This is a genomic window from Sphaerotilus montanus, assembly GCF_013410775.1.
GTDB lineage: Bacteria > Pseudomonadota > Gammaproteobacteria > Burkholderiales > Burkholderiaceae_C > Sphaerotilus > Sphaerotilus montanus.
Window position 1 is genome coordinate 1,094,265 of the sequence record NZ_JACCFH010000001.1, and the last position, 16,326, is coordinate 1,110,590.

Below are 16,326 nucleotides of genomic sequence, written 5' to 3' on the forward strand. Positions count from 1 at the left end.
CCCCCCGTGCCGAGCAGGCACGGGCGACGCCCGCTCATCGAATTCGCGTCTCGTCGAAAGGCTTTCCATGCCCGCCTCCAAGTCCGCCCCTGCGTCGGCGTCTGTCCGCGCCTCTTCCGGCCGCCACGACACGGCGCAACGCAACGAACACTCGACGCTGAATGTGCACTACGTGCCGGCCCGCATGCCGGCGGGCGTGGTGACCGGACTCTGGGGCAGCGCCGTCAAGCGCATGGACGATGGCAGCGGGACGCCACTTCAGATGGGGGACGTCATCCACAAGGGGGATGTGCTGCTCACCACGCAGCGCGGCATCGTGCAGCTGACCGCCGAGGGCAAGCAGTTCATCACCACTGGCGATCCGGGCCTCGACCGGCTGGTCATGCGCCTAGACGATGGGGAACTCGATTTCGTCACTGGCGCGGGCGCCGAGGGCGGCGAAGGCTCGCTGCAGGCTGGCGTCGTCGCGGAACGGGTCATCGAAGTCGTTTCGCCGCAGGAATACCAGTACGCCTACGAGCAGCTCCACCAGACTGGCGAGCACTTCAACGGTGGCAGCACAGGCCTGCCCGACGGCCCGATGGCCGTGGACACGGACATCGTCGTGCGGCTGGACGGCCCCACCGGCGTCGTCGAAGGGCAGACCGCAGCCAACTACACCGTCACGCTGTCGCACGCGGCCACGGTCGATGTGACCGTGACGCTGGCCTACGCCGGGGCAGCCACCGCCGGCGAGGATTTCACCGCGATTCCGTCGGTCACGATCCCGGCCGGGCAGACTTCGGCTCGGTTCGACATTGCCACCATCGACGATGCGCTGGCCGAAGGGGCTGAGCCTTACACGGTCACGATCGCACGTGCCGCCGCGGGCGAGGCTGGGGCGGCCAGCGAAGCAATGACCATCGGCATCGATCTGATCCATGCCACCGTCACCACGACGATCACCGATGACGCCGGTCCGTTCGGCCCCGGCACGCCCGGTGCCGAGGACACCTGCCTTGTCTCGATCTCGGGGCCTGGCTCCGTCGTCGAAGGTGAAGTCGCCTCCGGCTACACCGTCTCGCTGAGCCAGCCGGCCGTCACGGACGTCGTCGTCAAGCTGACCTACACCGGCACCGCCACCGACGGCGCCGACTACACCGCCGTCACGTCCGTCACCATTCCTGCCGGCCAGTCGTCGGCCACGTTCGACATCGCCACCATCGACGATGCGCTGGCCGAGGGCACCGAGACCCTCACCGTCTCGCTGGGCGAGATCACCGGCGGCGGCTTCGAGGCCATCGCGGGCAATCCAGCGCAAGCCACCGTCACCACGACGATCACCGATGACACCGGCCCGTTCGGCCCCGGCACGCCCGGTGCCAAGGACACCTGCCTTGTGTCGATCTCCGGCCCCGGCTCTGTCGTCGAAGGTGAAGTCGCCTCCGGCTACACCGTCTCGCTGAGCCAACCGGCCGTCACGGACGTCGTCGTCAAACTGACCTACACCGGCACTGCCACCGACGGCTCCGACTACACCGCCGTCACGTCCGTCACCATTCCTGCCGGCCAGTCCTCGGCGACCTTCGACATCGCCACCATCGACGATGCGTTGGCCGAGGGCACCGAGACCCTCACCGTCTCGCTCGGCGAGATCACCGGTGGCGGCTTCGAGCAGATTACCGGCAACCCGACCGGAGCGTCGATCACCACCACGATCACCGACGACACCGGTCCGTTCGGCCCCGGCACGCCCGGCGCCGAGGACACCTGTCTCGTCTCGATCTCCGGCCCCGGCTCCGTCGTCGAGGGCGAAGTCGCCTCCGGCTACACCGTCTCGCTGAGCCAGCCGGCCGTCACCGACGTCGTCGTCAAGCTGACCTACACCGGCACCGCCACCGACGGCTCCGACTACACCGCCGTCACCTCGGTCACGATTCCCGCCGGGCAGTCCTCGGTGACCTTCGACATCGCCACCATCGACGACGCCCTCGCCGAGGGCACAGAGACCATCACCGTCTCGCTCGGCGAAATCACCGGCGGCGGCTTCGAGCAGATCGCCGGCAACCAGGCCGGTGCGTCGATCACGACCTCGCTCGTCGATGACTCCGGCCCGCGCGGCCCTGAGGACACCTGCCTCGTCTCAATCTCTGGCCCGGGCTCCGTCATCGAGGGCGAAGTCGCTTCCGGCTACACCGTCTCGCTCAGCCAACCCGCGGCGACCGACGTCGTGGTCAAACTGACCTACACCGGCACCGCCACCGACGACTCCGACTACACCGCGGTCACCTCGGTCACGATTCCCGCCGGCCAGTCCTCGGTGACCTTCGACATCGCCACCATCGACGACGCCCTCGCTGAGGGCACCGAGACCATCACCGTCTCGCTCGGCGAGATCACCGGTGGCGGCTTCGAGCAGATTGCCGGCAACCCGACCGGAGCATCGATCACCACCACGATCACCGATGACACCGGTCCGCGCGGCCCCGAGGACACCTGTCTCGTCTCGATCTCCGGCCCCGGCTCCGTCGTCGAGGGCGAAATCGCCTCCGGCTACACCGTCTCGCTGAGCCAGCCGGCCGTCACCGACGTCGTCGTCAAGCTGACCTACACCGGCACCGCCACCGACGGCTCCGACTACACCGCCGTCACGTCCGTCACCATTCCTGCCGGCCAGTCCTCGGCGACCTTCGACATCGCCACCATCGACGATGCGTTGGCCGAAGGCACCGAGACGCTCACCGTCTCGCTCGGCGAGATCACCGGTGGCGGCTTCGAGCAGATTGCCGGCAACCCGACCGGAGCATCGATCACCACCACGATCACCGACGACACCGGTCCGCGCGGCCCCGAGGACACCTGCCTCGTCTCGATCTCCGGCCCCGGCTCTGTCGTCGAGGGCGAAGTCGCCTCCGGCTACACCGTCTCGCTGAGCCAGCCAGCCGTCACCGACGTCGTCGTCAAGCTGACCTACACCGGCACCGCCACCGACGGCTCCGACTACACCGCGGTAACCTCGGTCACCATTCCCGCCGGCCAGTCCTCGGCGACCTTCGACATCACCACCATCGACGATGCGCTGGCCGAAGGCACCGAGACCCTCACCGTCTCGCTCGGCGAGATCACCGGTGGCGGCTTCGAGCAGATTGCCGGCAACCCGACCGGAGCATCGATCACCACCACGATCACCGATGACACCGGTCCGCGCGGCCCCGAGGACACCTGTCTCGTCTCGATCTCCGGCCCCGGCTCCGTCGTCGAGGGCGAAATCGCCTCCGGCTACACCGTCTCGCTGAGCCAGCCGGCCGTCACCGACGTCGTCGTCAAGCTGACCTACACCGGCACCGCCACCGACGGCTCCGACTACACCGCCGTCACGTCCGTCACCATTCCTGCCGGCCAGTCCTCGGCGACCTTCGACATCGCCACCATCGACGATGCGTTGGCCGAAGGCACCGAGACGCTCACCGTCTCGCTCGGCGAGATCACCGGTGGCGGCTTCGAGCAGATTGCCGGCAACCCGACCGGAGCATCGATCACCACCACGATCACCGACGACACCGGTCCGCGCGGCCCCGAGGACACCTGCCTCGTCTCGATCTCCGGCCCCGGCTCTGTCGTCGAGGGCGAAGTCGCCTCCGGCTACACCGTCTCGCTGAGCCAGCCAGCCGTCACCGACGTCGTCGTCAAGCTGACCTACACCGGCACCGCCACCGACGGCTCCGACTACACCGCGGTAACCTCGGTCACCATTCCCGCCGGCCAGTCCTCGGCGACCTTCGACATCACCACCATCGACGATGCGCTGGCCGAAGGCACCGAGACCCTCACCGTCTCGCTGGGCGAGATCACCGGCGGCGGCTTCGAGGTCATCGCGGGCAATCCGGCGCAAGCCACCGTCACCACGACAATCACCGATGACGCCGGTCCGTTCGGCCCCGGCACGCCCGGCGCCGAGGACACCTGCCTTGTGTCGATCTCGGGGCCTGGCTCCGTCGTCGAAGGTGAAGTCGCCTCCGGCTACACCGTCTCGCTGAGCCAGCCGGCCGTCACCGACGTCGTCGTCAAGCTGACCTACACCGGCACCGCCACCGACGGCTCCGACTACACCTCGGTCACCTCGGTCACGATCCCGGCTGGGCAATCGTCGGCCACGTTCGACATCCCGATCCTGGATGATGCCCTCGCCGAGGGCCCCGAGACCCTCACCGTCTCGCTCGGCGAAATCACCGGTGGCGGCTTCGAGCAGATTGCCGGCAACCCGACCGGAGCATCGATCACCACCACGATCACCGACGACACCGGCCCGCGCGGCCCCGAGGACACCTGTCTCGTCTCGATCTCCGGCCCCGGCTCTGTCGTCGAAGGCGAAGTCGCCTCCGGCTACACCGTCTCGCTGAGCCAGCCGGCTGTCACCGACGTCGTCGTCAAGCTGACCTACACCGGCACTGCCACCGACGGCTCCGACTACACCGCTGTCAAGGAAGTCACCATCACTGCAGGGCAATCGTCGGCCACGTTCGACATCCCGATCCTGGATGATGCCCTCGCCGAGGGCCCCGAGACCCTCACCGTCTCGCTGGGCGAGATCACCGATGGCGGCTTCGAGCAGATTGCCGGCAACCCGGCCGGAGCGTCGATCACCACCACGATTACCGATGACACCGGCCCGCGCGGCCCCGAGGACACCTGTCTCGTCTCGATCTCGGGGCCCGGCTCCGTCGTCGAGGGCGAAGTCGCCTCCGGCTACACCGTCTCGCTGAGCCAGCCGGCCGTCACGGACGTCGTCGTCAAACTGACCTACACCGGCACTGCCACCGACGGCTCCGACTACACCGCTGTCAAGGAAGTCACCATCACTGCAGGGCAATCGTCGGCCACGTTCGACATCCCGATCCTGGATGATGCCCTCGCCGAGGGCCCCGAGACCCTCACCGTCTCGCTGGGCGAGATCACCGGTGGCGGCTTCGAGCAGATTGCCGGCAACCCGACCGGAGCATCGATCACCACCACGATCACCGACGACACCGGCCCGCGCGGCCCCGAGGACACCTGTCTCGTCTCGATCTCCGGCCCCGGCTCTGTCGTCGAAGGCGAAGTCGCCTCCGGCTACACCGTCTCGCTGAGCCAGCCGGCCGTCACGGACGTCGTCGTCAAACTGACCTACACCGGCACTGCCACCGACGGCTCCGACTACACCGCCGTCACGTCCGTCACCATTCCTGCCGGACAGTCCTCGGCGACCTTCGACATCACCACCATCGACGATGCGCTGGCCGAGGGCACCGAGACTCTCACCGTCTCGCTCGGAGAGATCACTGGCGGTAGCTTCGAGGCCATCGCGGGCAATCCGGCGCAAGCCACCGTCACCACGACGATCACCGATGACACCGGCCCGTTCGGCCCCGGCACGCCCGGCGCCGAGGACACCTGCCTTGTGTCGATCTCGGGACCTGGCTCTGTCGTCGAGGGCGAAGTCGCCTCCGGCTACACCGTCTCGCTCAGCCAGCCTGCCGTCACCGACGTCGTCGTCAAGCTGACCTACACCGGCACCGCCACCGACGGCTCCGACTACACCGCGGTCACCTCGGTCACCATTCCCGCCGGCCAGTCCTCGGCCACGTTCGACATCGCCACCGTCGACGATGCGGTGGCCGAAGGCACCGAGACGCTCACCGTCTCGCTCGGCGAGATCACCGGTGGCGGCTTCGAGCAGATTGCCGGCAACCCGACCGGAGCGTCGATCACCACCACGATCACCGATGACACCGGCCCGCGCGGCCCCGAGGACACCTGTCTCGTCTCGATCTCGGGGCCCGGCTCCGTCGTCGAGGGCGAAGTCGCCTCCGGCTACACCGTCTCGCTGAGCCAGCCGGCCGTCACCGACGTCGTCGTCAAGCTGACCTACACCGGCACCGCCACTGACGGCTCCGACTACACCGCCGTCACCTCGGTCACGATTCCCGCCGGGCAGTCCTCGGTGACCTTCGACATCGCCACCATCGACGACGCCCTCGCCGAGGGCACAGAGACCATCACCGTCTCGCTCGGCGAAATCACCGGCGGCGGCTTCGAGCAGATCGCCGGCAACCAGGCCGGTGCGTCGATCACGACCTCGCTCGTCGATGACTCCGGCCCGCGCGGCCCTGAGGACACCTGCCTCGTCTCAATCTCTGGCCCGGGCTCCGTCATCGAGGGCGAAGTCGCTTCCGGCTACACCGTCTCGCTCAGCCAACCCGCGGCGACCGACGTCGTGGTCAAACTGACCTACACCGGCACCGCCACCGACGACTCCGACTACACCGCGGTCACCTCGGTCACGATTCCCGCCGGCCAGTCCTCGGTGACCTTCGACATCGCCACCATCGACGACGCCCTCGCTGAGGGCACCGAGACCATCACCGTCTCGCTCGGCGAGATCACCGGTGGCGGCTTCGAGCAGATTGCCGGCAACCCGACCGGAGCATCGATCACCACCACGATCACCGATGACACCGGTCCGCGCGGCCCCGAGGACACCTGTCTCGTCTCGATCTCCGGCCCCGGCTCCGTCGTCGAGGGCGAAATCGCCTCCGGCTACACCGTCTCGCTGAGCCAGCCGGCCGTCACCGACGTCGTCGTCAAGCTGACCTACACCGGCACCGCCACCGACGGCTCCGACTACACCGCCGTCACGTCCGTCACCATTCCTGCCGGCCAGTCCTCGGCGACCTTCGACATCGCCACCATCGACGATGCGTTGGCCGAAGGCACCGAGACGCTCACCGTCTCGCTGGGCGAGATCACCGGCGGCGGCTTCGAGGCCATCGCGGGCAATCCGGCACAAGCCACCGTCACTACGACGATCACCGACGACACCGGTCCGTTCGGCCCCGAGGACACCTGTCTCGTCTCGATCTCGGGGCCCGGCTCTGTCGTCGAAGGTGAAGTTGCGTCTGGCTACACCGTCTCGCTGTCGCATGCATCGACCAGCGACGTCGTCGTGCAACTGAGCTATTCCGGCACGGCCGAAGCCGGCGCCGACTACACCAAGGTGGCGTCGATCACGATCCCGCCAGGAGTGACGTCCTACTCGTTCGGCATCTCGACACAGGACGACGCGCTCGCCGAAGGGACGGAGCAGTTCTCGGTCCAGCTGGGCACGGTCAGCGGCGGTTCGTTCGAGGCGATCGCCCTCGATCCCGCACACGCATCGGTCACGACCTGCATCGTCGACGACGTCGGACCGCTGGCCCCGGACACCCCGCCCGGCACACCCGATGCCAGCGACACCGTGCTGGTATCGATCACCGGCCCGGACACAGTGGTCGAGGGCGAGACCTCCAGCGGCTATGTCGTCTCGCTGAGCCAGCCCGCCGTCACCGATGTCGTCGTGCGCCTCGTCTACACCGGCACGGCCACCGACGGCGCGGACTACGTCCAGACCAGTTCCGTGACGATCCCGGCCGGCCAGTCATCGACCACGTTCCACCTCGCCACCGTCGACGACGCGCTGGCCGAAGGCACCGAAACCATCACCGTGGCGCTGGGCCAGATCTCGGGCGGCGGCTTCGAGGTCATCGCCGGCAACCCGGCACAGGCGTCAGTGACCACCGCACTGGTCGATGACAGCGGTCCGCAGGCACCCGGCGGTGGCCAGCCGCCCGATGCCCATGACACCGTGCTGGTGTCGCTGACCGGCCCGGACACCGTGCTCGAAGGCGAGACGGCCAGCGGCTACACCGTCACGCTGTCGCAAGCGGCCCGGACCGACGTGCAGGTCACGCTGAGCTATTCCGGCACCGCCAGCGGGGGCGCCGACTACACGCAGGTGCTGTCGGTCACGGTGCCCGCCGGACAGACCTCGGCCAGCTTCGATCTGGCCACGCTGGACGACGCCCTCGCCGAAGGCACGGAAAGCATCGTCGTGGCGCTGGGCGGGATCAGCGGCGGCGGCTTCGAGGCCGTGCTGGCCAATCCGCTGGCCACCTCGGTCACCACCTGCCTGGTCGACGACGTCGGCCCCGGCGGCGCCACGCCCGGCGCCGAGGACACGGCACAGGTCTCGCTCACCGGCCCTGGCCAGGTGCTGGAGGGCGAGGTCGCCACCGGCTACACCGTCACGCTGTCGCAGCCCGCGGCCACCGACGTGGTGATCAAGCTCAACTACGCCGGCACCGCCACCGACGGCGCCGACTACACCCGGGTCACCACGGTGACGATCCCTGCCGGCCAGACCAGCGCCCGGTTCGACATCGCCACGCTGCCCGACGCCGCGGCGGAGGGCGCGGAGAACTTCACCGTCGCGCTCGGGGCCATCTCCGGCGGCGGTTTCGAGGCCATCCGCGGCAACCCGTCGGCCTACGCCGTGACGACCACGATCACCGACACCGCCCACGCGCCAACCCCGCAGGACGATGCCGGCACCGTCCGCGAGGACCAGCCGCTCAGCGGCAATGTGCTCGCCAACGACAGCGATCCGGACGGCGATCCGCTGTCCGTGGCCGGCTACACCTGGGGCGATGTCCACCACCCGGCCGGCAGCACCGCGACGCTGCCCGGCATCGGCACGCTGGTCGTCGAGGCCGATGGCCGCTACACCTTCACACCCGCCAGGGACTACGCCGGCCCGGTGCCCGAGGTGTCCTGCGTCATCAGCGACGGTGCGCTCACGACGGTATCGAACCTGACCCTGGCGATCGAGGGCGTGAACGATGCACCGACCCTGCTCGGCACCCGCGTCGCGCTGAGCGAGGCCGGTCTGCCCGGCGGACTGCCCGATGCCGGCACCGGGCCGCACGCCACCCAGGCCAGCGGCACGCTGCAGTTCAGCGATGTGGACAGCCCCACCCTGCACTTCACCCTCGAAGCGCCCACCGGCCTGTACGCCAGCGGCGGCCAGGCGCTGGTGTGGAGCGGTGACGGCTCGGCGGATCACCCACTGGTCGGAACGGCCGGCGGGCAGGTGGTCCTGAGCGCCACCATCGACGCCCAGGGCCGCTACACGGTCGAACTGCACGGCCCGCTCGACCACCCGGTGCGCAACGCCGAGGACACGCTCACGCTCTCGCTGGGCGTGCAGGTGAGCGACGGCCAGTCCACCAGCTCGGCCACGCTCGACGTGACCGTGCGCGACGACTCGCCCACCCCCTTCTGCACCGCCCGCAGCGCCGACCTGAGCCTGGTGCAGAACAACCTGCTGATCACGCTCGATGTCTCCGGCTCGATGGGCACCCGCGACGGCGTCAACGGCGAAACCCGCCTGCAGAGCGCGATCAAGTCCATCACGAAGCTGATCGACTCCTACGACAACCAGGGCGAAGTGGCCGTCCGGCTGGTCACGTTCTCGACCACCGGCGCCGAGCGGGGCGACCACTGGATGAGTACGGCCGAGGCGAAATCCGCCCTCGCCTCGCTGTGCGCGGGTGGCAACACCAACTACGACGCGGCGCTGGACGCCGCCCGCGGCGCCTTCACCGACAGCGGCCACCTGGACGGCGGTCACAACGTGGCCTACTTCTTCTCGGACGGCCGACCGAACCTGCCGACCGGCGACGTCGGCATCGACGCGGGCGAGGCCCAGGTCTGGCAGAACTTCCTGAACCAGCACGAGATCCAGTCCTATGCCGTCGGGCTGGGCAAGGACGTGCCGGTGTCGGCGCTGGAGCCCGTGTCCTGGAACTGCGTGACCGGCGCGGACGACCTGTCACCGCTGCTGGTGACCAGCTTCACCCAGCTGGACACGGTGCTCGCGCACACGGTGGCACCGGCGATCTCGGGCGACGTGGTCGACGGCGGCCTGCACAGCGTGACCGGCGCCGACGGCGGCCACCTGAGCGACATCGTCGTCAACGGCGTGCACCACCCCTGGGATCCGGCGACCAGCGCCTCGGACACGGTCAGCTTCAAGACCGCCACCGGAGGGGAGTTCACCTTCGACATGGAAACCGGCCACTACACCTACCAGGCCCCGGCGGGCGCCCGGGCGGACTACCAGGAGGTGCTGAGCTTCACCGTCACGGACCGCGACGGCGACACCCGGTCCGGCCAGATGACACTGAGCATCAACGCCGATGGCAGCAGCCACTACGACAGCCATTGCGCGCCACCGACGCCGATGCCGACCGAGCCGGCTCCCTCGACCTGCCTCAGCGGGGGCGTGCTGTCGTGGACACTGGCCGACCACCACACCGACACCAGCGCCTGCACCACCGGTTCCAGTACCACCACATCAGGCAGCGGAGACGGCGGTCTGCACCTCAGCGACGTGCTGGGCAGCGGCAGCCACGACACGCTGTCCAGCTGGAGCGGCCCGACCTGCAGCCCGTCACCCAGCAGCGGCAGCACGTTGACGGCGGGCGGCGGCGACTGCCTGAGCGGCGGCTCCACGGTGGATGCACAGCTCGCGCAGACGCTGATCCAGCAGCCGATCGACGCCCTGCACGGCTGCTGAGCGCAGCCGCCCGCGCTCAGCTCCGGTAGTCGGCGTTGATCGTGACGTACTCGTGCGAGAAATCGCAGGTCCAGACCGTGGCGACGGCGTCGCCACGGTTCAGGCCGACGCGTACGGTGATCTCGGCCTGCTTCATCACGCGCTGGCCGTCTTCCTCGCGGTACGCCGGCCGGCGCCCGCCCTGGTGGACGACGTGCACATCGTCCAGGTAGAGGTCGATCAGCGTCTGGTCGAGGTCGGCGATGCCGGCATAGCCGACCGCGGCGAGGATGCGGCCGAGGTTCGGGTCGCTGGCGAAGAACGCGGTCTTGACCAGCGGCGAGTGGGCGATGGCGTAGGCGGCCTGCAGGCACTCGTCCTCGGTCCGGCCGCCTTCGATGCGCACGGTGATGAACTTGGTCGCGCCTTCGCCGTCGCGCACGATGGCCTGCGCCAGCTGCTGCGACACGGCGATCACCGCATCGCGCAGCGCCTGGCCGTCGGCCGAGTCGAGCGCGGTGATGGTCGGGTTGCCGGCCTGGTGGGTGGCGATCAGCAGGAAGCTGTCGTTGGTGGAGGTGTCGCCATCAATGGTGATGCGGTTGAAGCTGCGGTTGGCGGCCTCCGTCACCAGCGGCTGCAGCAGCGCGGGGTCGATCGCGGCGTCGGTGGCCACGAAGCCGAGCATGGTGGCCATGTTCGGGCGGATCATGCCGGCGCCCTTGCTGATGCCGGTGACCGTCACGGTCTTGCCGCCGATCACGACCTGCTTCGACGCCGCCTTGGGCAGCGTGTCGGTGGTCATGATGCCGGCGGCGGCATCGGCCCAGTGGTCGGGCTGCGCATCCGCCAGCGCGGCGGGCAGGCCGGCCAGGATGCGCTCGCTCGGCAGCGTCTCCATGATCACGCCGGTCGAGAACGGCAGCACCTCTTCCGGCGCGATGTCCAGCGCCTGCGCCAGCCCGATGCACACCGAGCGGGCGCGCACCAGACCGTCGTCGCCCGTGCCCGCGTTGGCGTTGCCGGTGTTGATGACGATGGCGCGCTTGGCGGGGCCGGCGGCGAGGTGGTCGCGGCAGATCTGCACCGGTGCGGCACAGAAGCGGTTCTTCGTGAACACGCCGGCCACGCTGGAGCCGGGTGCCAGCAGCACGACGGTCAGGTCACGCCGGTTGGCCTTGCGCACGCCGGCCATCGTGGTGCCGAGCTGCACGCCGGCGACCGGGTGCAGGTCCTGGGGATTGGGAGCGGTGAGATTGACGGGCATGGCAGTCTGGCGGTCGAAGCGGAAGGAGCGCAGACGCGGCCCTCCCGGGCTTCAGCCCTCAGACGGTGGCCACGCTGTCGCGCGAATCGGCGATTGTAGGGACGCTGTCGGTGGACAGGCGGGCCAGCAGGTACTGATCGCACAGCTGCCCGCGGGCGTCGCGCTCGACCTTGCGCATCAAGCCTTCGCGCTGCAGGCCCAGGCTCTCGGCAAAGGCCAGCGCACGGGTGTTGCGCACGTCGCACCACACCTCGATGCGCGCCATGCCGCGGCTGTAGGCCCAGTTCATCAGCGTCAGCGTCGCGTCGCGCATCAGGCCACGGCCGCGTTGCCGGCTGCAGCCGACAAACCCGATCTGGCAGCGCGGCACGCCGAAATCGACGCTGTGCAGGTCGACACAGCCGACGTAGGTGCCGGTGTCGTGCTCGAAGGCCAGGTACATCACGCCCTCGCCTTCGGTGTCCACCCAGTCGCGCTGGCGCTCGCAGTGTTCGAGTGCCGCCACGGCATTCCAGTGGTGGTGCCCCCAGGCGATGAAGTCCAGGTCGACCATCGACCGCTGCACGCTCGCGTGGAAGGCGGGCGCATGGCGGGGATGGATCTTCTCCAGGCGAAGGCGTCGGCCCGGAATCGTTTCCGGGCTGCGGCGAAAGGTATCAGGTGTCATGGTCATCTCGGCGCGGACGACCGAGGATCAGGTCAGTTTGCCGTGGCAGAGCTTGAACTTCTTGCCGCTGCCGCAGGGGCAGGGATCGTTGCGGCCGGTGCGCTGCATCTGCGTTTCCGACAGTTCTGCAGCGCTGGCCTCAGCGTCCTGCGACACGCTGCCATCCTCGTTCGGGTGGGTGTAGGTGACGTTGGCGAGGTGCTCCGCACGCTCCTCGATGGCCACCGCCGCCTGCGCCACTTCGTCCGGGCTCTGGATGCGCACGGTCATCAGCAGACGGGTCACTTCCATCTTCACCACGTCCAGCAGCTGGCTGAACAGCTCGAAGGCCTCGCGCTTGTATTCCTGCTTCGGGTTCTTCTGGGCATAGCCACGCAGGTGGATGCCCTGGCGCAGGTAGTCGAGCGCCGAGAGGTGGTCGCGCCAGTGCGTGTCGATCGCCTGCAGCAGCACCATGCGGCCGAAGTTGCCGAACTGCGTGGCACCGACCTGCGCCACCTTGGCGGTGTAGGACGCATCCGCCGCCACGCACACCGCTTCGACGATGTCCTCGTCGGTGGCTTCCTGGCTGGCCTCGACCTGCGCCTTGAGCGGCACGTCGAGCTGCCATTCTTCGCGCAGCGTCTTCTCCAGTCCGTCCAGGTCCCACTGTTCCTCGACGCTCTCGACGGGCACGAAGGCGCGCACCACATCGGTCATCGCGCCGCGGCGCAGGTGCGTGAGCTGCGCGTCGATGTCGGTCTGCTCCAGCAACTCGTTGCGCTGCTGGTAGATGACCTTGCGCTGGTCGTTGGAGACGTCGTCGTACTCCAGCAGCTGCTTGCGCATGTCGAAGTTGCGCGCCTCGACCTTGCGCTGCGCGCTCTCGATCGAGCGGCTGACGATGCCGGCCTCAATCGCCTCGCCGTCGGGCATCTTGAGGCGGTCCATGATCGCCTTGACGCGGTCGCCCGCGAAGATGCGCATCAGCGGATCGTCCAGCGACAGGTAGAAGCGCGAGGAGCCCGGATCGCCCTGCCGGCCGGCGCGACCGCGCAGCTGGTTGTCGATGCGGCGGCTCTCGTGGCGCTCGGTGGCGATGATGCGCAGGCCGCCCAGCGACTTGACCTGGTCGTGCAGACCCTGCCATTCGCGCTTGAGCTGCTCGACGCGCACGGCCTTCTCGGCATCCGACAGGTCCGGATCGGCCTCGACCAGCTGCACCTGCTTCTCGACGTTGCCGCCGAGCACGATGTCGGTGCCGCGGCCCGCCATGTTGGTGGCGATCGTCACCATCTTCGGGCTGCCGGCCTGGGCGATGATGGTCGCTTCGCGGGCGTGCTGCTTCGCGTTGAGCACCTGGTGCGGCAGCCCGGCCTTATTCAGCATCTCGGACACCAGCTCCGAGTTCTCGATCGAGGTCGTGCCCACCAGCACCGGCTGGCCGCGGCCGTAGCACTCCTGGATGTCCTTGACCACCGCCTCGTACTTCTCGCGGCCGGTCTTGTAGACGAGGTCCAGCTCGTCCTTGCGCACCATCGGCCGGTTCGGCGGGATCACGACGGTTTCCAGGCCGTAGATTTCCTGGAACTCGTAGGCTTCGGTGTCGGCCGTGCCGGTCATGCCGCCGAGCTTGGCGTACATGCGGAAGTAGTTCTGGAAGGTGATCGAGGCCAGCGTCTGGTTCTCGGCCTGGATCTTCACGCCTTCCTTGGCTTCCACCGCCTGGTGCAGACCGTCCGACCAGCGGCGGCCCGTCATCAGGCGCCCGGTGAACTCGTCGACGATGGTGATCTCGCCGTTCTGCGAGACGTAGTGCTGGTCGCGGTGGAACAGGTGGTGCGCGCGCAGCGAGGCGTAGAGGTGGTGGACCAGCGTGATGTTGGCGGCGTCGTAGAGCGAAGCGCCCGGCGTCAGCAGCCCGGCCTCGGCCAGCAGTGCCTCGGCCTTCTCGTGGCCGTCTTCCGTCAGGAAGACCTGGTGGCTCTTCTCGTCGGCGGTGAAGTCTCCGGCCTCGATGACCCCTTCGCCGGTGCGCGGATCCGCTTCGCCGATCTGTTTCTTGAGGTGCGGCACGACGGCGTTGATGCGCACGTACATGTCGGTGTGGTCGTCGGCCTGGCCCGAGATGATCAGCGGCGTGCGGGCCTCGTCGATCAGGATCGAGTCCACCTCGTCGACGATGGCGAAGTTCAGCGCACGCTGCACGCGGTCCGCGACTTCGTAGACCATGTTGTCGCGCAGGTAGTCGAAGCCGAACTCGTTGTTCGTGCCGTAGGTGATGTCGGCGGCGTAGGCGGCCTGCTTGTCCTCGCGCGACATGTTCGGCAGGTTCACGCCCACCGTCATGCCAAGGTAGTTGTAGAGCCCGCCCATGGTCTCGGCGTCGCGGGCCGCGAGGTAGTCGTTGACCGTCACCACGTGCACGCCCTTGCCGGCGAGTGCATTGAGGTAGACGGGCAGTGTCGCCATCAGCGTCTTGCCTTCGCCGGTGCGCATCTCGGCGATCTTGCCGTTGTGCAGGGCCATGCCGCCGATGAGCTGCACATCGAAGTGGCGCATGCGCATGAAGCGCTTGCCGGCCTCGCGGACCACGGCGAAGGCTTCGGGCAGCAGGTCATCGAGCGAGGTGCCCGCCGCCACGCGCTGGCGGAATTCGGCCGTCTTGCCGCGCAGCTCGTCTTCGGAGAGCTTCTCGAACTGCACCTCCAGCGCGGTCACGCGCTCGACGACGCGCCGGTACTGCTTGAGCAGGCGGTCATTGCGGCTGCCGAAAATCTGGGTGAGGAGCTTGGGCAACATGAAGTGGACGCAGGTGCAGCAAACCCGCGGCGGTTCAGCCCATGTCGCGGGTGGGGGATCGGAAGGAGGTGAGGTGCGGCCGGGTCAGCAGCAGCGTCGGCAGGCCAGGCCGGCACGCGGTTCAGGCGTGCCCTCGGACAACTTTTGAGTTTATCACCGGGACTTGCGGAGCCTGGTTGCAGGGGTGACCTCGGCCGAGGTGCGCGCGGCGGCATCGAGACTTTCACCTCGGGCCAGGAACTTCGCAGGATCCTGGGGCACGCCGCCCAGCAGCACCTCGAAGTGCAGATGCGGTCCGGTCGAGCGGCCGGTGCTGCCGACCAGCGCGACTTCCTGTCCGCGGCGCACGACGTCGCCGGGCTGGACCAGGATCTGCGAGGTGTGGCCGTAGCGGGTGATCAGGCCATTGCCGTGGTCGATCTGCAGCGACAGGCCATAGGCGCCGTCCCGATCCGCCTCCAGCACGCGGCCACCGGCGGCAGCGCGGATGGGGGTGCCGGTCGGGGCGGCGAAGTCCAGCCCGGTGTGCAGCGCCGCACGGCGGTTGAACGGGTCGATGCGGAAGCCGAACCCGGAGCCCACCGGCACATCCACCGGCGCGATGCTGGGCACCATCAGCATCTCCAGCCGACGCTCCAGCAGCCGGGACTCGACCAGCACGAAGACGTCCCCCGAGCGGTCTGCCTGGGTATCGAGCAGTTCGACCAGCTGGTCGAGCTGCGCACCGGAGGGACCCGCCGCCGGCACGAACGGACCACCGCCCGCCCCCTTGGCCACCGACAGCTCCGACGCCGGGCCGGACGTCGAGGCCTTGCCAGCATCGTCCAGGGCCCGCAGTTCTTCGGGCTTGAGCCCCGCCAGCCCGGACACACGCTCGCCGACCGCCTCCAGCTTGAGCAGCTTCGCCTGCAGTTCGCCCACTTTCTGGGCCATCGCATCCAGATTCTCGCGGGTGTAGCGCTCGCGCTGGACAGCGTCCCGGCCGACCACGGGCCCGACGATCTGGCTGACCACCGGCCAGCCATCGCGCACGGCCTTGAGGAAGACGAAGTGGTAGACAGTGCCCGACAGCAGCAGCATCGCCACCACGAGCGCCGACAGGATCAGCCACAATTGCGCCGGCCGCACATGCATGGAGCGCGTGCGCGCCAAGCCGCCATGGGTGATCAGAATATCCATCGTCGCTTCATTCCTCTGCTGAAACCGGCTGCCACGGCAGTG

General features: G+C 68.7%; 5 protein-coding genes. 1 reads left to right on the forward strand and 4 read right to left on the reverse strand.

The features are described from left to right. Positions 1-67 precede the first annotated feature (67 nt). Positions 68-10,411: a Calx-beta domain-containing protein gene (locus BDD16_RS04860; protein ID WP_179632905.1), complete on the forward strand. Its 10,344-nt coding sequence runs from the start codon at positions 68-70 to the stop codon at positions 10,409-10,411. A 16-nt stretch (positions 10,412-10,427) separates the two neighbouring features. On the opposite strand, the gene argJ is transcribed toward BDD16_RS04860, so the two are convergent. From argJ to BDD16_RS04880, 4 genes are all read right to left on the reverse strand, one after another. Beyond that, positions 10,428-11,657, reverse strand: a complete 1,230-nt coding sequence (argJ, locus tag BDD16_RS04865; protein WP_179632906.1) for a bifunctional glutamate N-acetyltransferase/amino-acid acetyltransferase ArgJ — start codon at positions 11,655-11,657, stop codon at positions 10,428-10,430. A gap of 58 nt (positions 11,658-11,715) precedes the next feature. Further along, positions 11,716-12,324, reverse strand: a complete 609-nt coding sequence (locus BDD16_RS04870) for a GNAT family N-acetyltransferase (RefSeq protein ID WP_179632907.1) — start codon at positions 12,322-12,324, stop codon at positions 11,716-11,718. 27 nt (positions 12,325-12,351) lie between these two features. After that, a complete protein-coding gene (gene secA / locus BDD16_RS04875; RefSeq protein ID WP_179632908.1) occupies positions 12,352-15,105 on the reverse strand; it encodes a preprotein translocase subunit SecA in 2,754 nt (917 codons plus the stop codon). A 153-nt stretch (positions 15,106-15,258) separates the two neighbouring features. Further along, a complete protein-coding gene (locus BDD16_RS04880; protein WP_179632909.1) occupies positions 15,259-16,284 on the reverse strand; it encodes a M23 family metallopeptidase in 1,026 nt (341 codons plus the stop codon). Positions 16,285-16,326 lie beyond the last annotated feature (42 nt).